Annotated in this window: 21 protein-coding genes; 4 read left to right on the top strand and 17 right to left on the bottom strand. The window is 45.0% G+C overall.

Going from position 1 to position 19127, the window contains the following annotated elements; genetic code table 11:
* Positions 1-136 precede the first annotated feature (136 nt).
* Both FYJ57_RS04675 and spoIIID read right to left on the bottom strand, forming a co-directional pair.
* Positions 137-1102 (bottom strand): phosphotransferase, encoded by a 966-nt coding sequence (locus tag FYJ57_RS04675; protein WP_154431707.1) that lies wholly within the window; start codon positions 1100-1102, stop codon positions 137-139.
* 141 nt (positions 1103-1243) lie between these two features.
* Complete coding sequence (spoIIID, locus tag FYJ57_RS04670; RefSeq protein ID WP_215636701.1) at positions 1244-1498, bottom strand: sporulation transcriptional regulator SpoIIID; 255 nt, start codon at positions 1496-1498, stop codon at positions 1244-1246.
* 215 nt (positions 1499-1713) lie between these two features.
* On the opposite strand from spoIIID, the gene FYJ57_RS04665 reads away from it, so the two are divergent.
* Both FYJ57_RS04665 and FYJ57_RS04660 read left to right on the top strand, forming a co-directional pair.
* Positions 1714-2265 (top strand): GNAT family N-acetyltransferase, encoded by a 552-nt coding sequence (locus FYJ57_RS04665; protein ID WP_205839910.1) that lies wholly within the window; start codon positions 1714-1716, stop codon positions 2263-2265.
* A 116-nt stretch (positions 2266-2381) separates the two neighbouring features.
* Positions 2382-2762 (top strand): 4Fe-4S binding protein, encoded by a 381-nt coding sequence (locus FYJ57_RS04660; protein WP_022171055.1) that lies wholly within the window; start codon positions 2382-2384, stop codon positions 2760-2762.
* Positions 2763-3175: 413 nt separating this feature from the next.
* Here the strand turns inward: FYJ57_RS04660 and FYJ57_RS04655 are convergent, their stop codons facing one another.
* The 7 genes from FYJ57_RS04655 to FYJ57_RS04625 all read right to left on the bottom strand — a co-directional run bounded on the left by FYJ57_RS04655 (position 3176) and on the right by FYJ57_RS04625 (position 10286).
* A complete protein-coding gene (locus FYJ57_RS04655) occupies positions 3176-3433 on the bottom strand; it encodes a hypothetical protein (protein WP_022171054.1) in 258 nt (85 codons plus the stop codon).
* Position 3434: 1 nt separating this feature from the next.
* Positions 3435-4823: an MATE family efflux transporter gene (locus FYJ57_RS04650; RefSeq protein WP_154431704.1), complete on the bottom strand. Its 1389-nt coding sequence runs from the start codon at positions 4821-4823 to the stop codon at positions 3435-3437.
* A 101-nt stretch (positions 4824-4924) separates the two neighbouring features.
* Positions 4925-5455, bottom strand: a complete 531-nt coding sequence (locus FYJ57_RS04645) for an O-acetyl-ADP-ribose deacetylase (RefSeq protein WP_118635334.1) — start codon at positions 5453-5455, stop codon at positions 4925-4927.
* Positions 5456-5482: 27 nt separating this feature from the next.
* Complete coding sequence (locus FYJ57_RS04640) at positions 5483-5920, bottom strand: GatB/YqeY domain-containing protein (RefSeq protein WP_022171051.1); 438 nt, start codon at positions 5918-5920, stop codon at positions 5483-5485.
* A 193-nt stretch (positions 5921-6113) separates the two neighbouring features.
* Complete coding sequence (gene tig / locus FYJ57_RS04635; protein ID WP_154431703.1) at positions 6114-7307, bottom strand: trigger factor; 1194 nt, start codon at positions 7305-7307, stop codon at positions 6114-6116.
* Between the two features lie 99 nt (positions 7308-7406).
* Positions 7407-8750, bottom strand: coding sequence for a polysaccharide deacetylase family protein (locus tag FYJ57_RS04630; RefSeq protein ID WP_154431702.1), 1344 nt, complete (start codon positions 8748-8750; stop codon positions 7407-7409).
* A gap of 60 nt (positions 8751-8810) precedes the next feature.
* On the bottom strand, positions 8811-10286 hold the full coding sequence (locus FYJ57_RS04625; RefSeq protein WP_235904399.1) for a polysaccharide deacetylase: 1476 nt from the start codon (positions 10284-10286) through the stop codon (positions 8811-8813).
* A gap of 281 nt (positions 10287-10567) precedes the next feature.
* On the opposite strand from FYJ57_RS04625, the gene FYJ57_RS04620 reads away from it, so the two are divergent.
* Positions 10568-11023, top strand: a complete 456-nt coding sequence (locus tag FYJ57_RS04620; protein WP_022171047.1) for a hypothetical protein — start codon at positions 10568-10570, stop codon at positions 11021-11023.
* 99 nt (positions 11024-11122) lie between these two features.
* On the opposite strand, the gene FYJ57_RS04615 is transcribed toward FYJ57_RS04620, so the two are convergent.
* The 3 genes from FYJ57_RS04615 to FYJ57_RS04605 form a co-directional block, all read right to left on the bottom strand.
* Positions 11123-11581 (bottom strand): YwiB family protein, encoded by a 459-nt coding sequence (locus tag FYJ57_RS04615; protein ID WP_022171046.1) that lies wholly within the window; start codon positions 11579-11581, stop codon positions 11123-11125.
* A 4-nt stretch (positions 11582-11585) separates the two neighbouring features.
* On the bottom strand, positions 11586-12404 hold the full coding sequence (gene murI, locus FYJ57_RS04610) for a glutamate racemase (RefSeq protein ID WP_022171045.1): 819 nt from the start codon (positions 12402-12404) through the stop codon (positions 11586-11588).
* Between the two features lie 76 nt (positions 12405-12480).
* The gene (locus tag FYJ57_RS04605) at positions 12481-13098 is read right to left on the bottom strand and encodes a stage II sporulation protein R (RefSeq protein ID WP_154431701.1); all 618 of its coding nucleotides are present in this window, start codon (positions 13096-13098) and stop codon (positions 12481-12483) included.
* A gap of 581 nt (positions 13099-13679) precedes the next feature.
* Here FYJ57_RS04605 and FYJ57_RS16510 point away from each other — a divergent pair.
* Complete coding sequence (locus tag FYJ57_RS16510) at positions 13680-13772, top strand: DUF6783 domain-containing protein (protein ID WP_408636459.1); 93 nt, start codon at positions 13680-13682, stop codon at positions 13770-13772.
* Positions 13773-13829: 57 nt separating this feature from the next.
* On the opposite strand, the gene FYJ57_RS04600 is transcribed toward FYJ57_RS16510, so the two are convergent.
* From FYJ57_RS04600 to FYJ57_RS04580, 5 genes are all read right to left on the bottom strand, one after another.
* The gene (locus tag FYJ57_RS04600; RefSeq protein ID WP_154431700.1) at positions 13830-15257 is read right to left on the bottom strand and encodes a DUF4367 domain-containing protein; all 1428 of its coding nucleotides are present in this window, start codon (positions 15255-15257) and stop codon (positions 13830-13832) included.
* Positions 15254-15739, bottom strand: a complete 486-nt coding sequence (locus tag FYJ57_RS04595; protein WP_117524830.1) for a sigma-70 family RNA polymerase sigma factor — start codon at positions 15737-15739, stop codon at positions 15254-15256. The genes FYJ57_RS04600 and FYJ57_RS04595 overlap by 4 nt, the downstream gene beginning before the upstream one ends.
* Positions 15740-16069: 330 nt before the next feature.
* Positions 16070-17356: an MFS transporter gene (locus tag FYJ57_RS04590; RefSeq protein ID WP_154431699.1), complete on the bottom strand. Its 1287-nt coding sequence runs from the start codon at positions 17354-17356 to the stop codon at positions 16070-16072.
* 66 nt (positions 17357-17422) lie between these two features.
* Positions 17423-18451, bottom strand: a complete 1029-nt coding sequence (locus tag FYJ57_RS04585) for a translation initiation factor 2 (RefSeq protein WP_154431698.1) — start codon at positions 18449-18451, stop codon at positions 17423-17425.
* Positions 18452-18466: 15 nt separating this feature from the next.
* Complete coding sequence (locus FYJ57_RS04580) at positions 18467-18904, bottom strand: DUF4869 domain-containing protein (protein WP_154431697.1); 438 nt, start codon at positions 18902-18904, stop codon at positions 18467-18469.
* Positions 18905-19127 lie beyond the last annotated feature (223 nt).

Below are 19127 nucleotides of genomic sequence, written 5' to 3'. Positions count from 1 at the left end.
TACATACCTTATAGCTTTTTCGTACCTTCCCAGGCTTTTCCTGCTGAATGGTTTACAACGCTACACCTATTTATATACTGCCTCTCTTGTTTTGTCAAGGTTTTTAGGTGTTTTCGCCCTTTTTCACAGCTATTTTTCAGCAGAAACTCTGTAAAAAACGTTGCCACGGCTGCCAGAGTGCTGTTGCCTGTTCTATTTTTTCAATGTTTTTTCTGGATATCCATACCTTCTGACTGGATGCATAATAGTTTACCAGTTTCCAATACCTCCACGGATAAGAAAGGCACAGTTTCAGATGTTTCCACTCTTCCACAGACAGCGATCGCTTTCGATTATACTGTTCTGCCATTCTTCTTCCAAGCTCAGGATCCCAGTTATGTTTTTCCAGGATTTTTCTCATAAACAGACACAGATCTTCTGTCTGTGATCCACAATGCCAGTAATCAAAATTCATAAAACCTATGCCTTCCCGCGTAAAAATAATGTTATGCTGGTTACAGTCCCCGTGACATACCTCCTGCCTGTGTTCTTTACAGAATCTTTCATAATCGGAGTCTTCCAGTTCTTTTACCATTCCCTCCCCTGCTTCCAGAAAAGCAGTGATGCTCTGCGCCAGCCGCTCTTCAAACGGGTTTTTCGCCTTCTTTTTCTGTACAAATTTTCTGGTTCTGCGAAGTTCCCGGTTGTGTCTGCGGCACTCTTCCAGAAGATCTGCCCCGGGCATATCTTCGTCCTGCTCTGCCTGCATTACCGTATGTAGTTTTGCCATCGCTTCCATACTGCTTAAAATATCTTCCCCGGATCTGGGGTTACATTCCGTTCCCTGAAACCATTCTTTCACTACATAGGGAATCCCGTCTTCTCCCGTAGTGACCACCTGTCCTTCCAGATTTTCCTCCACCTGATCCACCAGTAAGAACCCGGTCTCCTTGCAGCGTTTCTGTATTTTTCTCTGCTGCTCCAGCCTCCCGGGGGAGCCCCAATATTCGCGGATACTTTTCCATCCTTTCTCCGTCTGACAGATCAGCGCTCCCCTGCCCCGCAATACCGTCTCCGCGGTCAGACCATACTGTTCCAACACCCCCAAACCACGATCGTACAATCTTGTTCCCCCTTTACTTCTCGCCGTTCTGTCTATTCTATGTAAAGGCGGAAGGGATTATGTCCATCTGTGCTTTTCCTTCTCTCCGGTTTTCCTGACGGATGTTTTCTGTTTTGTTTTTCTCTTTTTCGTTTTGTATCTTTACTCTCCAAGATGCAGATACTTCTCCCTGGTCGCCATTCCTCCCCGGATATGGCGTTCCTGCTTGTTGACATCCAGCACATTCCGGACCGCCCGTGCCAGGGATGGGTTGATCTGCTGAAGACGATCGGTACAGTCTTTATGTACCGTAGACTTACTGATCCCGAATTGCTTCGCCGTCTGCCGCACCGTAGCTTTTGTTTCTATGATATAGCCCGCAATTTCTACTGCACGCTCCTCAATATAATCCTTCACGATAAAATCCCCTGCGTACATTATTTTTACAATGTATGCGGGGGATTGGGGTGGTATGTCTGCGGAACACCTCGATATAATAGATATAATACAGTCTCCGCTTTTTCTTTTTTAAATTTCCTTTGCCAAAACATCTTTTTACCGATATATTTATTACTGGTTATATTTATTTCAAGATGTCAGAGTTAAATTACAAGCACAAAGGAGTGTTTTCTATGTCTGATCAATTCAATTTATCTTCCGTTCCTTCCTTTTCCATCTCCCGGATATCCCCGGAGGATCTCCCCACGGTACTTGACTGTATGAACGAAATCTACCGTGAACTCCCCGAAAAAAGCTGGTTCAGTATGGATGAACGGGAAGATCTGATTCGTTATATGACAGTCTCCGGGTTTGGGTTGAAAGCGGAGGCAGTTGCTGCGGATGGCAGAAAGGAACTGGCGGCAGTTTTTGTGGCACGGACTTCCGATCTCGGTGATGAAAACCTGGGAAGTTATCTGGAACCGGATGATTTACAGCTTTCTCTGGTGGCACATATGGAGATTGTCATGGTGCGCAGTTCCTATCGTGGCAATGGATTGCAAAAGAAACTAATGGAAGCCGCAGAAGAGCAGCTTCGTTCTGCCGGTTTTCGCTGGCTGATGGGAACCGCACATCCGGATAATGTGTACAGTGTACATAATTTTGAGCAGCTGGGGTATAAACTTGTAACAAAAGCCCTCAAATACGGTGGGCTTGCGCGGTATATTTTCTGTAAGAAAATCTGACTATTTTTAAACGATTTTCACTAACTTTCTCTTTACTTTCTTACCGTTTGCTGTACAATAATATTATTGAGAATATTTCTCGGTAACATTACTGATAAAGCGGAGGATACGATACTATGAAGAAACTGAAAGTAAAAAAAGGCAGTACCTGTATGGCATGTCTGGCATGTGTCAGAGCCTGTTCCGAGTCTTTCTATAAAGAATTCGACCCGGACAAATCCTGCATCCAGATCGTAGAGAAAAAATCTGTTCGTCCAATGGCCTGCCCACAGTGCGGCAAATGTGCGGAAGCCTGTCCGGAAGGTGCAATCACACAGAATCCAAAGGGTGTTTATATGATCAACAAGAAAAAATGTACCGGCTGTGGCAAATGTGCAGAAGCCTGTCCATTTGGTCTGATTGTAAAAACAGAGGGCAACCCGGCATCCAAATGTATTGCCTGCGGCATCTGTGCAAAAGCATGTCCGATGGATGTACTGGAAGTTGTTGATGAGTAATTTTCTGTAAACACGGATTTTAGTCCGTTATTTATGTAAATCAAAAGTAACTATTCAGTAGACACTGTCCCGCGAGGTGTTTTGACATGAATATGTCAAAATCCCGAGACATACAAGCCAAAATGCCATCACCGAAGGTGATTTACGCGAGCAACGAGTCAAAGTCCGTGCTTGCACGGAACCTTGAGGAGTGCCGCGATAACGATAAAAACTCGCAAAGCGTGTTTTTATCGTTTAAATGCATTTTGGCTCGTAACTGTGAAGGTACTGAACAGTTACAATCAAAAACAGATTCGACTCAAACCGGATACTTTCTGAGAAATATCCACTTTGAATCGAATCTGTTTTTTTGTAACTATACACTTCTTACTTCTCCAAAGCCTCTGTCCGCTGCAAAAATACCTGCTTTAGATTTATCCCGGAATCGCCATATCCGGCCAGCTTAAGATCAGTTCGCTGATCTCTTTTTCGTAATCTCCGGTAATATCCTCACTTTTTCCGGCGTGATATACATTTGTCTCCACGCCCCAGATGTCACCGTCCACAAATTCCCAGATATGATACCGCAGTCCACGGAACTGAAAATCAAGACTTCCGCAATTGTCCTCTTCTGTATAGGTAAATATAATATTCTTTGTTTTCAGCGCTTCCTGTATTTTTTTCAGACGCATGTTATTCCTCCGTTTTTCCAAGATCCGGATGCGGTTTTACGGTCGCCCAGATCCCTTTTTTTCTTTTCCATACTACTGCAAAGCAGATCAGATGAACACTCAATGTGATGATCCAGGTAATCGGATACGACAGGTACAGGACAAACAGTGAATGTTTCCATACAAAGACAGTAAAGATCCACACGATTCGCAGTCCACAGGCGCCTGCAAGAGATACCAGCATCGGCATGATGGAATATCCCATACCTCGCAGAATACCTACCGCCACGTCCATCATTCCGCAGAGAAAATAAATCTGGCAGATAACCTTCATACGATCCAGACCATATGCGATCACTTCCGGATCGGACGAATAGATGCCAAGCAAGGTACCTCCGCAACGATATGCCAGTGTACCAAGCGCAAGTCCGACAGTAAATACAATTGCCATACAGTATATGGAAATTTTGGGAATCCGCTTCTGCTGACCGGCTCCCACATTCTGACTGACAAAGCTCAGTGCCGTCTGGTAAATAGCATTCATGGAAACATAAACAAATCCCTCTATGTTACCGGCTGCCGTATTGCCCGCCATAGCAATCGCTCCGAAAGAGTTGATGGATGACTGGATCAACACGTTAGAGATTGAAAAAATCGCTCCCTGCAACCCGGCAGGAAGTCCGATCTGGATAATACGGATCATCTTCTCTTTGTGAATCCGGATCCGTTTCAGATACAACCGGTACATTCCCTCACTTTTCATCAGACAACGTACGATAAGTGCCGCTGATATACACTGTGAAACTACGGTCGCGATAGCGACACCTGCAACTCCCATCTGAAATCCGATCACGAAAATCAGATTCAGAATCACATTGACCACACCTGCCTCCAGCAGATAATACAGCGGTCTTCTGGTGTCTCCGATGGCACGCAGCACCGCCGCCCCAAAGTTATAGATCAGCATCGCCGGCATACCGATAAAATATATCCGGATATATAATGCAGCCTGTCCCAGCACTTCCTCCGGTGTTGCCATCAGTTCCAGCATCATCGGTGCAAAAATCATACCTGCCACAATCAGAAAAATTCCGCCGATGATGCCAATCGCCATCGAGGTATGTACGGTATCCTGGATGTTCTGTTCATCTTTTGCCCCAAAATACTGGGCAACCAGTACATTAGTACCAATGGAAAAACCGATAAACACATTGGTAAACAGGTTGATCAGCGCACCTGTAGATCCCACTGCGGCAAGTGCATGACTTCCCGCAAATTTTCCCACTACTACAATATCTGCAGCATTAAACAACAGCTGCAGTACCCCGGACAAGATCAAAGGAACCGCAAAGATCAGCAGTTTCTTCAATAATGGACCGGTACACATGTCCATCTCATATGACTTTTTCATCTTCCCAAAAACCTCCCATAGTTTTGCTGTGTAAAAAGCGGACAGATGAAGTCCTGCACAGTCCCCGCTGTACATACTCCTCTCTGCCCGTTTCATTCTTTCTACTTTCCGCTCTCAGCAGCCTGATACTCCCGATACGCTTCCTGATATACCTTCCAGGTACCTTCACCGTGACACACCATGGTCACTTCTTCCACTACCTGTGTCCATTTCAGAAAATCACAGATTGTCCGCACCGCGATCTTCGCTGCCTCTTCCACCGGATAGCCGTACACCCCTGTACTGATCGATGGAAATGCAATTGTCTTGAGACCATACTGTTCTCCCAGTTTCAGGCAGTACTCATAACACCCCTGCAGCAGCACATCCTCATAATTATATCCACCATGCCAGATAGGTCCCGGCGTATGAAGCACATAATGTGCCGGCAGATTGTACCCTTTGGTAATCTTGGCCTTACCGGTATCACATCCGCCTAACGTCTTGCATTCCTCCAGCAATTCCGGTCCTGCTGCCCGGTGAATCGCACCGTCTACCCCGCCTCCTCCAAGAAGCGTTGTGTTGGCAGCATTCACAATTCCGTCTACCGCATAGGTGGTAATATCGCCCATTTCAATCTTAAATTTTCCCATAATAACAAATCCTCCCGCCTTATTCGGTTATTTACACAGTTCCCCCACTACCTGGTTAATAACCTTACCGTCAGCTTTGCCTTTCAGTTCTCCCATGACAGCTTTCATGATCTGTCCTTTATTTTTCGTTGCCAGAACCTCTGCAAATTTTTCCTGCAGACAGATTTTCACCTCTTCTGCAGACATCAGCTGCGGAGCATATTCATTAATAATATTGTAACGAGTCCGGTACTCTTCGATCAGATCGGTACGTTCTGCAGGGCAGGTGTCGATCTGTTCTTTTACTGTTTTCAGTTCTTTTAAAATTACCTGATCTACCAGTTCCGGTTTTATATCATCTCTGTGACCTTCATCGATCGCTACTTTTTTTACTGCGGAAATCAAAGAAGAAATAGCCTCTTTTCTTACTTTGTCTTTCGCTTTCATAGCTGTCACCATGTCTTTTTGTAATACTGCTAATTCCATTGTCTTCTCCTCCTGTATATACAATTATCGCTGTGTCTTATTTTACCTCGAATCGACATTTACTTCAAGCCCGGGATATCATCAAAATCAGTTCAGCGGCCCGATTATTGATATGCACATGCAAAAAAAAGAGAAAAAGCAACCGGGCTTTCTCTCTTTTTCTGTAATCTATGCTTATTCTTAATGCAAAACATTAGTTCCCACTGTCATCTGAGGAGCTGTCCGCACTGCTGTCAGCCTGTACTTCTGTCACATTTGCATTTTCCAGGATCAGATTACTGACACGGTTCAGCATGATGCTCTGTTCTACATTATCCTGACCATAAGTCTGGATCAGTTCGTCTTCGGTACATCCATATTCTGTCAGCATATCCTGCAGAGCTTTCTGATAATCGTCATCACCGATGGCAAATCCTTCTTTGTCACAGATTGCCTGGCATACCAGTGCCTGCGCTGCTACGTTCTTACCGTACTCTTCCATATTGGACTGATATTCTTCCTGTGTCAGTCCGGAGGACTCAATATAAGCATCCAGTTCCATTCCTGCATACTTTGCATAAGTCTCCACCTGCTGCTCATACAGTTTTTTTCCGACTTCAACCAGTGTCTCCGGATATTCATTGATGGTACAATTGTCGATCACCTGTGTCCATGCGGCATAACGAACCTGATTCTCTGCTGTCTGTTCATTGCTCTCTTCCTGTTCTGAACGGATACCTGCTTTATAGTCTGCTAGATTGTCATATCCTTCGATATTGTCTGCCACCCACTGATCCGTAGGCTCGCTTAACGGCTCTTTCACCGCATTGACTGTAACGGTAAATTCTACAGCCTTTCCGGCAAGATCCTGTGTATAATCTTCCGGGAAAGTCAGATTCAGCGTACGGGTCTCCCCTTTTCTTGCACCGATCAATCCGTCTTCAAAACCATCGATGAACTTTCCGGAACCCAGTTTCAGATCTGCTCCCTGATCACTTCCTCCGTCAAATTCTTCTCCGTCGATCTTACCTACATAGTCGATATTTACTGTGTCACCTTCTTTTGCAGCCTGGTCTACTTCCACCGGATAGTTTGCCAGCGCGTTATCGATCTCATTCTGTACATCTTCGTCCGTTACAGACTGGATGGTCTTTTCTACGGTCACACCTTTATAGTCACCGAGTGTCACACATTTTTCCACATCGATACCTGCCATCAGCTCTGCGGTTGTTGGTGTATCTTCGGAAGTATCCTCCGTGTTGTCGGACTCTGTCTCTTCCGCGTCATCTGTCTTGGCTGTCTCTTCTGTTTTTGTATCCTTATCTTTTGTAGCTGTCTTCTGACTGCATCCGGTTACGGAAAGTGCCATTACCAGAAGCATGCTGATCATTATCGCTCTTTTCTTCATAAATCCTCCATTTTCATCCCATTAACAGGCACAATACCTTTTGTTTATATCATATTTTTCTTTAAATGAAAAGTATATCTGCCAGATTTCACATTTTTTTCAGGCTTTTTCATCTTCTCCGCCTGTAGCCTGTGTATCTGTTTCATTCGCTGCCATCGGTCGTTTGCTGTCATAGATTTCCTGAAAATCCAGAATCCCCGTAAAACGCCCGGCATCCTTATACAGATCCTGATACATCCGGTAACCATCCACATTCATATAGCTGCATCGGAGATACTGCTCCGTCAACTGTGTTTTTGTTCCGCTGATATCCATGCTGCCATAATACAGAAATCCCTGTTTTTTCAGTATCTGATATACCGGATCCGACTCATCATATGCTTTCCATCCACGGCTGTCTGTACCGGACGGAAACAACAGAATCGTGGTGTTTCCCACAAGTGTTCCCACACTTTCGTTCCATTTTGTAAGATCCGCAGATACGGCCTCTTCATCACTGCCATAATTGGTTCCATCATATCCATTACAGGCAAACTCCCATCCGGCACTTTTCAGAGCTTCGATCACAGGCGCTGCCGCCTCTTTTTCTGCTGCTGTATCAAATACTCCATATTTCGCCGCATAACGGTTATCCGTTGATGTTGCCAGAGCATCATCCGTCCGATAACCAAGAATTCCGTTATATCCGGTAAGTCCCAGGATCCCTCTGGCTCCATTATTGGAAAAGTCCGGGTGTTCCTGAATAAATGCCTCCACACACGGAACCACATCAAAGGCTCCTGTCACAGTACTGCCATCTGAAGCCTGACGTTCACAGGTAAGTGCTCCGTTGCCATCCAGTACCAGCCTGGATGCCAGACCCTGTCCGGACAGTTCCAGATCATAATTCACATTCGTCTCTGATAACAGCAACGGTTTTTTCCCGGATGGCAGCATCAGCTTTTTGGCCTCCATCGCCCCATCTTCATTGACCGCTGCAAGATCAGAAAACCGCACCAGCACATATCCTTCTTCATACAACTGCCCCAGCATGGCGTTGAACTCATCCACCGTCACGCGGGTCTGATCCAGTGTCGTTGCGGCACTGCTGTCTTCCTGTCCGAAAGCCTGATCGGTATCCGCGATCAGACTTTCGAAAGACAGATGGAGAACCTTCTTAAGATCCACCGCTTCCATCTGCACAGTTTCTTCTGTCACCTGGGTTTCCTGTTTTTTTGAATCTTTTTTCCCGGCTGCTGACTGCCTGTACTTTTTTACTCCGCAGGAAACGGCGGAGCCGATCCCCACAAGTATCAGTACAAAGATCAACACAAGGATTCCCCTCAGAATCAGTGCTTTTCTCCGGTGTCTGCGGCGCCGTTCCTGAATCATACGCTGTCTGCGTATCCGGCGTTTGCGCTCCTCAGGCGATTCTTTTACTTTCTGTCGTGTTGTATCATTCATGTTCTTTCCTTATATGTAACGGTTTCATTCCCGCACCGTTCATCTTATCCTTGTATCCTTTTATAATGACGGCATATCCGTACGCGCCGGATCCAGAATCTGTGTCGCATCAAACAGATCACTGGTTCGGTTTTTCTCTCCGTGGACATCGTTCCACAGACGGTAACCATCCAGGTTTCGTCTTCCCTGACGCACATAATTATCACGGATCTGTAAGAAATACTGTGAAGAATCCACATTGCAGAAGAAATTAAATCCCTGGCTCTTCAGATATGTGAACTTTTCATTATCACTGGAATAATCATGCCAGTCTGCAAGATCCTGTCCATGAGCAAAAATAATCGTATCTGTGCCGCCGACTAACGGTGCTACATAGCTGAGCCATTTCTCTGTATCTTTCTGGATACTCTCAAGACTTGCATCACCGATCCGGATATGTCCCCAGGTATGACTGGCGAACTTCCATCCGTCTGCTTTGATAGCATCTGCTACTTTTTTTGCTTCTTCACATTCTTTGTCATAATCAAAATCCGGATGGGCATCCAGCCATGCCTGCTGATCTGCTGTCAGATTCTCTCTTGTCTTATAAGCAATATCGGTACGATATCCCAGAATACCATTGTATCCTGTCAGTGCGATCGTTCCCCTTGCTCCATGGTATGCACCGTCCGGATGTTCTTCCAGAAACTGATCCAGCAGAGGAATACAGTCGTATGCACCGGTTACGGTAGTTCCGTCAGCCTGGATATACTCACAGGTCGGTTTCCCGTTCTCGTCCAGTACTATTTTTGAAGCGACACCGCGACCGTCATAACTGTGATAGTAAGACAGGTCATCCAGCGATAATACAAACGGTTTTTTTCCTTCCGGAAGCATAATTTGATTCGTGGTAAAATGAACCGTTCCGTTCTCATCTGTCGTCTCTGTTACCATATCATGAAGATCGATCAGCACATAGCCATTGTCATACATCGCCTGTGTGATTTTGTTAAATTCGTCTACCGTTGTCATCCACTGCTTGAATCCGGCTGCTGCACTGTCATTGCCGGCAAACCCCCGCTCCGGATCTACAACCAGTGAATGATAGAAAACATGAGTGATCTCGTTCATGTTGACCGCTACCAGCGTAGATTTGTCCGCTTCATAGCCTGCGATCTTCGCCACGATATCCGCATCTTTGTCATAATTATCCAGAGATTTTAACAGTTCAATCGCACCGTCATAATCATATCCCTGTGCCATAACATCTGCCTGATCGATGGATTCCTTACGCTGTTTGTTTTTTGCCTCTTCCTCCTGGATCAGTTTCTCCTGTTTCGCTTTTTCTTCCGCTTTTTTCGCTTTTGAACGGCGCGCCTGAGCAGATACCAGTGCGATGGATCCGATCAGGATCAGGATCAGCACACCAAGAACTGCGGCACGCATGATCATCGCCTGCTGACGTCTTTTTCTTCTGCGTTCTCTCCGAAGCCGTTCGATTCGCCTCTGTCTTTCTTCTTCCGTCATGGGTGGTCTTTTCTTTTGTTCCTGACTCATTTTTTTACTCCTTTATTTAGACTTTTGTATGGTTCTTCCGGCGGTCTCTGTGGTTTCCTGATTCCATCCGGTTATTTCTCCATCCAGGTCAGTTCTTATCTCTTTAAAAAAAAGCTGATACCTACCAGATATTATAGCATGAATCCGTTTGAAAGCCATAGCAAAATCGGATTTTCCTGAGATTTTCCCCGATTCTGATTGCCTTTTGCCCATATCAGTGATAAAATAGACAGGCATGGAATGATGGATTCGTGCTTGTATCACAGGACAGGAGGAAAAGTATGAAAGTCTGGCAGGTATTATTAATTATTTTAGTGATTTTGATTGCCGTACTGGTTGTCCTTTATTTTCTTGGCAAACGTGCACAGAAAAAGCAGGAGGAAAATCAGGCACAGATTGAGGCTGCAAAACAGACCGTCAATATGTTGATCATTGATAAGAAGAGACTTCGGATCAAAGAATCCGGACTCCCGCAGATGGTAATCGATCAGACGCCGAAGCTGATGCGCAGAACAAAACTTCCCATCGTAAAAGCAAAGATCGGTCCGAGAATTATGACGATGGTTGCTGACGAGAAGATTTTCGATCTGATCCCATTGAAAAAAGAAGTGAAAGCTACAATCAGTGGTATCTATATCACAGATGTCCGCGGTGTCAGAGGTCCTCTGGAACAGCCAAAACAGAAGGAAAAGTTCTTCCGGAGAATGAAAAACAAAATCGCAAAAAAAGACAAATAAAATTCAAAAACGGAGCTTATTTTCCAGTGATGGATGATAAGCTCCGTTTTTTGTTGCATTGCATATCAATCAATAATTGGTCCGGTGGACCAATTTTGATTATGCTCTGAAAAATGTAGTCTCTTTGCTGCCCTTCGGGGTTACACGGATATGCATCTGACAGTCCGCTACTTTCTGACCATTCATCCCCAGAACATATTCTGTCTTTATCTCCAGAAGTTCCTCTTCTTCCCCTAAATTTACTCCGGTCGTTGTGATATCCATCTGGATCGGACCATATGGTGTCTGATAGCAGGCCATGTTCTGTTTTTCTGTCTCAAAGACCATATTGGTCTGTACCGGTCCTTTTTTTCGCACTTCCATATGACCGGGACGGATCTTGACCAGGTTATGTATCGGTTCGTCAAGTCCTTCCATCTGTTCCTCATACAACAGATAGTGGGTATTGTTCCGGTAATAATATTCTCCGACAGTGATCAGCTCCAGAGGTTCATCAGAACCATGGGGGTCATCCGTGGTCTGCATACCTTTCAGATGGATCAATACTTCTTTTGTCATCTTTTTATTCCTCCAGATTTACCTGTTTTGTCATCTCCACATCATAGGGGAGAATGGAGTTGGCAAAGCTTTTGAACTTTTCTGCCGCATCACTTACATAGAAACGGTATGGAAATTCTTCTTCTACCGATCCCTGATTCAGCAGGTCCTGTTCGATCAGTAATTGTTTTAATGCCAGTGAGGTTTCGTACGCCGGGTTTACCAGCTGTACTTGATCACCCATAATAGATCCGATCACCCCGCGGAGTAGTGGATAATGGGTACAGCCAAGGATCAGGGTGTCTACTTTTTCGTCCTGCATCTCTTTCAGGTATCTGCGGGCCACGATCTCTGTGACCGGATCTTTTCGCCAGCCCTCTTCTACCAGTGGCACGAATAACGGGCAGGGTTTTCCAACTACCGTGATTTCAGGATCAATCTGCTGGATCAGTTCTCTGTACAGGTGGCTGTTGATGGTCGCTTCGGTTGCGATAACACCAACTCTTTTTTTTGTAGTCTCTCTTGCCGCTACCCTGGCTCCCGGTTTTACCACACCGATGATCGGGATATCGATTTCTTTTTCAAGGGTATCAAGTGCCAGCGCACTTGCTGTATTGCAGGCGATCACAATTGCTTTTACGCCCTGTTTTTGCAGGAATCGGACGATCTGTCTGGAGTACCGGATAACGGTTTCTTTGGATTTGCTTCCATAAGGAACGCGGGCGGTATCTCCGAAGTATACGATTTTTTCCATGGGCAGGTTTCTCATGATTTCTCTGGCTACCGTGAGCCCGCCGACACCGGAATCAAATACACCTATCGGTGCGTTACGATCTGTTTTCATGTCTCTTCTCCCATTCAGGTTTCCTGTTTTTACAGTTACATTTTTCTTCTGTCACTGCTTACATACTTATCATATTCTACCTGTTTCGTAAGAAGAATTCAAGTCTAAACCGGATTTTCAGCTTCTGTGGATGCAGAAGGAGGTCATAAGCATCTTCATCGAGTACCTGTTGCAGTTTTTCTTCGCCCTCTTCGGTCATGGAAGGCTCCAGCGCATCCGCAAAACACAGGGAGGGGTAGAGGACGCACCACCAGTTATGGCCTTTTGCCTGTCCGATATCTACGCGAAGGGCATCATAGATTCCTTCCGGGAAAGTACAGGTTCCATAGGTTTTTTCAGGGAACCATTCTTTCTGAAGAGTTACGGTGACGGGTTCCGGGGCGGCCATACGGGTGGCTTCTTTTCGGATGTCCGGGAGATTTTTCCTGATGCACTGTATGGTTTCTGATTTACTGGTGTTTTCGGAGAGGATGGGTATCAGCCATTCCAGGAGGGATTGTTTTATCCGGAGTTTTTTTTGCTGGTCGGCAACGGTATCACTGTTGGCTCTTATGTGAAAGCGCAGTACTTGTGTTGCGATTTGTTGCTGAAGAGTGGAAGTGGACTTGTCTTGGAGATAGCGGGGGGATTCTGTCACGAGAAGTAATGAGAGGAACAGGAGGGCTGTTAGGGTTGCGTGGGATTGGTGTTTCATTTTTTATGGCTCCTTTTGTTTTTTTTAGAGGATTGACGGGGGTGGGGGATGTTATTCATTCTTGGGGTGGAATATTGTTGGTGGCGTGAAATCATAGTCAAATGCGGATAAAACAATGTCCCTGCCCCGGAATGTGAGATATTTCTCTTGCTCAGCCTTATTGCCAACCGACGCGGACGAAACAATGCCCCTGCCCCGGAATGTGAGATATTTCTCTTGCTCAGCCTTATTGCCAACCGACACGGACGAAACAATGCCCCTGCCCCGGAGCGTGAGACAACCGCCGGCAACGCAAATCTGAGCTAAGCATTAACTTCGGCTATGTTCACGAGGGTCAGCGGACCCTCGCGAAAGCCTGCGTAAATGCTGGATCTCATATTTGCTAAAGGCGCCGGCAAAAGGCTGTCTCACGCTCCGGGGCAGGGGCATTGTTTCTGGGTATTAGAAAGCGGCAGGTATGTATAGTGTGGATAGTGTTGAGTTTCGGATATTGCAGGCAATTATTGTGTTTTTCTGGGGTACCAGGCACATAGACAATCAGGAGGACAGAGGGTTATGAACTCCTGTTCTCCTGATTTTTTATGTATCGCTTATACACTTGTCTGCGAATCCCAGTTTGTGGGAGATTTTATCCGAATGAGGGCGGCGTAGCGGGCTACGCTGAGGCTTTTTAAACTGTGCAATCGGATTCGTAGACAAGTGAATGATACAGTTATTTCGAAAACGATGTACTAGTTCTGACGGATGTCGATAATGCCGTTTGCAAGGATTTCGTCATCGAACTGGTAGGAGGCGCCTGTGCCGTTGAGGTTCAGGTACATTTCTTTCAGGTCGCTTTCGTTGACGATCCATGCCATGGATATCTGGATGCTTTCGCCCGGTTTGAGGGACGGGATATAGTTTCCGCCATTACCATAGTTCTCGGTTACACTGCAGTATTTCACTTCACCGGTTCGGGCTGCTCCGTCCCAGGTGCAGCGATCGTAGCCGTCTCCGGCTTCTTCGCCCGGTGTATACACTTTGTATGTACTTCCATCGTTGTGGCACATCATCAGGGAACCAAGGTAGAGTATATGGTCTGCTTCCTGGTCTGATGTATTAGTGTATGTGACGGTAGTATATACCAGTTTTTGCTGTTCGGTCTTTGTTTTTACGACTTCATCCAGCGTATTAACTCCGTCTCCTTCCCGGATGTAGGAGATTGTGTTTTCTTTTAATTTTCCGTCTTCTCCGACAGCATCTTCCCATTCCTCCGGAATCTGGCCGTTCAGAAGCTGAAGGTCATCTGTGATCTGAACAGAATCTACCGTTGCCTGTATCGGAATATTGTCTGCGTAATTTCCATCTTTATCTTCACCGCTGGCTGTCAGATCAACTTTCTCTCCGACTTCGGCAACCGGAAGCCGGTCAGCAGATATACTGGTTACAGCTTCGTCCCCCTGTACCTCTTCCGGTGAGACAATATCACTCCAGGTATACATACCGGCAGTTTCTATCATGGTATCTTTTTCTGTGATCTGAAGATTATCTGCTACCTTCAGGGCGTCCTCTTTGGATACATCATCGCCCACATAGATGGTGATCACACGGTATTCTTCCGGACAAAACAGGTAGATACGCTGGTTAAAGAAGCCGTCCTGTATCACTTCATGATATCTCAGATAGACACCTTCGTACTTGCCAAAAGTATGTTCCTCACTCTCTACGATATTTTTATCTTCTTTTGCTTTCTCAAAATCATCACTGTCAAGCAGTACAGAACTAAATGTAAAGCCACCGTTTTGTGCTGTATATTGCAGATGATCTTCATCTGTCCATGTCATGCCATCCGGAATATAGTTCGTTGAGATTGCCACATCATGAATCTGTTCCGGGAGCTGCACGGATGTTCCGGCATCTGCCTGAATCCCAGTCTCCACACGGTAATTTCCCTGTTTTTCCACATACATATGGTACAGTCTGTTGCCGGCATACGCCACAGTGGAAGTAGCAAGCAGACACAGGGCGGCAGCGGCGGCTGCCTGCACTTTGTTCCATTTTCTTTTCTTCATGGGTACCACTTTGGTGTCCTGCAGCTGTCTGCTGACTTCTTCCTGTACCATCTTATGAATAAAATCGGGAGTTTCCGGGATATTGTTTTTCATCTCTTCTAATCTCATGTCCACGCCTCACTTTCCTGCAGATCCTGTCGTAATTTTCCTCTTGCTCTGGCCAGTCTCTTCTGTACGGCTCCTTCGCTGATATCCATAATCTGCGCAATCTCTCTGATGTTAAAATTCTCAATATAATACAGAATCACCGGCATCCGCAGATCTTCTTTCAGAGAACCTACTGCTTTGTACAGATCGCTGTAGTCACTCTTTTCATCCGCTGCAAGCTCCGTCGTCTCACACATCTCGTCCAGAGAAATCACCTTACTTGTCTTTCTCAGGATGGTATAACACTCATTGATCAGGATCCGCATCAGCCATGTTTTTGCATATTTGTCATTTCGCAGTGTATGCACTCCGGAAAATGCCTTTACAATCGTCTCCTGTATGGCATCCGCACAGTCCTGATCGCTGTATAACATGGATTTTGCAGTAGAATACATCTGCCTCTCGGAATCCAGGATCAAGGTTCCTAATTGTTCTTTTGTCACTTTTGCACCACCTTTTCTGGTTGGTTTGCCGGCCGGCTTTTTTTGTTTACATAGATTAGACGGAAAACTCCGGAAAATATCCCTCTCTGATTTCTTTTTTATCGCAACTGTTCAGTACCCTCACAGTTATCTATTGAATAGTTACTTTTTATCTTATCACATTTCTTCCCTGACTGTATGAAAATTATCTTTCTATTATGCACAGAGCCGCACTTACCTTGCACAAATAACAGGAGCCTGAGAATCCTTCTACTGATCCTTAGACTCCTGCTGTTTATATCTGCAATATGTAATTAGCTTTTTTATTCCCGCATTTCCTTCTGATACTCTTTATTTACTTTCCATAATTCTCCGCTCTTTTCCATCTGCGATCTTCAGGAAGATGAATCCGAGGAAGAAAAAGATTGCCTGTGATGCCACTGCAATATTAATGGTTCCTCCAGCCAGTTTTACTCCTGCGATCACAGCCGATCCAAGGAAAGATGCTCCTTTTGAAAAAATATCATACAGACCAAAATATTCTCCCGAGTTATCCGGTGGAATGATCTTGGAAAAGTACGATCTCGACAGGGACTGGATGGATCCCTGGAAGCATCCCACACCGAATGCCAGAAAACTGAAACCTATCAGGTTCTTTAAGGTCAGCGCATACAGGCAGACGATAAAATACCCTGCAATGCATACCAGGATCAGCTGTACGGTATCGTACTTCTTCGACAATTTTGCAAATACCAGTGAACCGCCAAAGGCAACAACCTGTGTCGCCAGCAGACAGATCACCTGGCCCACAGTGCTCAGGTTCAGGTCCGTTCCGATATTGATACAGTTATCAATAATCGTTCCCACGCCATCGATGTAGAGAAAGAATGCGATCAGAAAGAAAAATACTTTTTTATCTTTTGTTGCGATAAACCTGATGGTTTCAAAGATCCTGCGGAACGCACTTCTCACTGCATGTTCTTTCTTTTCCACGTAATTGATCTGTTTATAATTCTTTATCAGCGGAACCGTCACCAGAAGCCACCAGAGCCCCGTAACCGCAAACCCGATCGCCATGGATAACTTACCGGAAATAATACCCGCCATATCCGGTCCGAGTACATAAGCCACCAGCGCGATCAAAAACGGAATACACGATCCAAGATATCCCCATGCATAACCATAAGAAGAAACTTCGTCCATCCGCTCTTCCGTGGTGATATCGTTTAACATCGAGTCATAAAACATCAGGGACATATTGTAAAAGATCTTGGTTGCTGCAAACAGGAGCAAAAATACGATCCACTGACAGGCAAATCCATTCAGGATGCACCCACAGACACCCACTGCAACGGTACTGGTAAAAAAGATCTTTTTCATGCCTTTATAATCAGAAATCGCTCCACACACCGGACCCAGCAACGCAACCACGATCGTGATCACCGCAATCGCCATCGAGTAATAAGCCGTTGCCCGATCCGATGTCAGCTGCCCCGGCTTTGTCCCTATCGCCATCGCCTTAAACCAGATAGGTATCAGCGCACACGCCAGCATCGTATACGCCGAATTACCCACATCATAAAGCACCCAGGCGAACTCTTTGTCGTTCAGATTGCGGAATATTCTTCTCTTCTTCATACAGCGTCCTCCATCCCCATATACATTTTCTGAAAATTCCCTTTTTCGGACATATTATATATTTTATTATATATGAAAATGGTTAATTTCACAATCTTCGCCATGTAAAATGTCAGTTAATTCTTTCTTCCACCCCAGTTCTATCTTCTCCATCTGTCTAAGAATTGCATCCTCTACCGTTCCACCAAGATAAGCCTCATTCAACTTCTTTTTGGCATATGCCAGATAGCTATCCCTGGTGTTCTCAATTAACACAGATGTGAAAAATCGTTCCCAGCTAAAATACTCCCTGCTTTCTATATATTCTGCCGGCTCATCCAATATCTGGTCTATCTGATTATTTTTCAATACCCCAGACTTTAAAATCAGCCATTCAAAGGATTCCGGCAGATACAGAGCTGCTGTTTCATTTTCCCGGATCAGTTTCAATACTCTGTCAATTTCCGAGCCGAACGCCGCACCGTCTGCTATTACAAGGATTTTCTGATCTTTATGTTCATTGATATAGTGGAAAACATTCGATTTTCCATTCATAGACTCGCATTTCAACCCATTCGCCTGGCATATGTGAGAAAAAAACTGATAACCCGAATTACTGTCCTCTGTGAGAACCATCTCCGGTTTTACCGGGTTAGTACAGGTATCTGTTCCATATATTCTGTAAAACTCATGATAACTCTGTTTCAATGTCCCATATTTTCCAGATGTTCGGATACCATAAATTTCCTCTGCACTGTATGGCAGTGCAGGTAAAGATTCCCTTGTTACAATTACATAATAATTATCTGTTTTCTGAATAGTTCCCGCGAACTCTTCTGTTTTGATAAATTCATTTCCTTCATCTATGAATACGATACCATCTGAAATCTCCGATAACTGTGCTTTCCATAAGTTTCCCTCCAGCACATAGCATGTTTTATCACAAACCAGCTCCACCGGTGTGCCTGACGGGTTATTGATATGATCCCGGATCATATCTACCAGCGTGGTTTTTCCGGTTGCACTGTCTCCACGAATGATAGTCAGATTGCGGTGCAGTTCAAACTCATATTTTAAGCGTTTTGTTGAAACAACAATTTTATGTTTTCCCTTCATTCTCCCTATCTCCTGTCAGACAAATTCACCGGCTATCGATATCAGTTCTCTCATGGAACACACCACCTGATCCGTATTCAGAATACGGATCTGAAATGGTTCTTCCCCAAATTCCATCAAATGATGCAGATTAATTGTGCGATCCTCTGATGCAGCAATTTTCAACAACCATTTTGCGCAATTGTCACCGCATGTCGAAGCATTAAAAATCTTATCTTTTTCAAATTTAACAAGAATCAGTGTTTTCACTCCACCGGATAGTCCTGTTGGTGGTATCTTCCCAAGGACCGGGCTGTCGATGACTCCACTGTCTAAGACCGTCGACCGATCGACACCCTGAATCATTTCTTTTACAAACGGATCTATGATCCAACTGTCCTCGTAATCATATTTAAAATAAGCTGCCGTATTATACACAGCTTCTTTCATATCACCATAAAAAATATTCAGCATACGATTGTCTCCTTTTTCTGCATGTAAACCTTTCCTGCAACGTAACTGTTCAGTACCTTCACAGTTACGAGCCAAAATGCATTTAAACGATAAAAACACGCTTTGCGAGTTTTTATCGTTATCGCGGCACTCCTCAAGGTTCCGTGCAAGCACGGACTTTGACTCGTTGCTCGCGTAAATCACCTTCGGTGATGGCATTTTGGCTTGTATGTCTCGGGATTTT

Origin of the sequence: Oliverpabstia intestinalis, assembly GCF_009696065.1 — a bacterium.
Classification (GTDB): domain Bacteria; phylum Bacillota; class Clostridia; order Lachnospirales; family Lachnospiraceae; genus Oliverpabstia; species Oliverpabstia intestinalis.
This window is presented reverse-complemented; position numbering and strand designations above follow the sequence as displayed.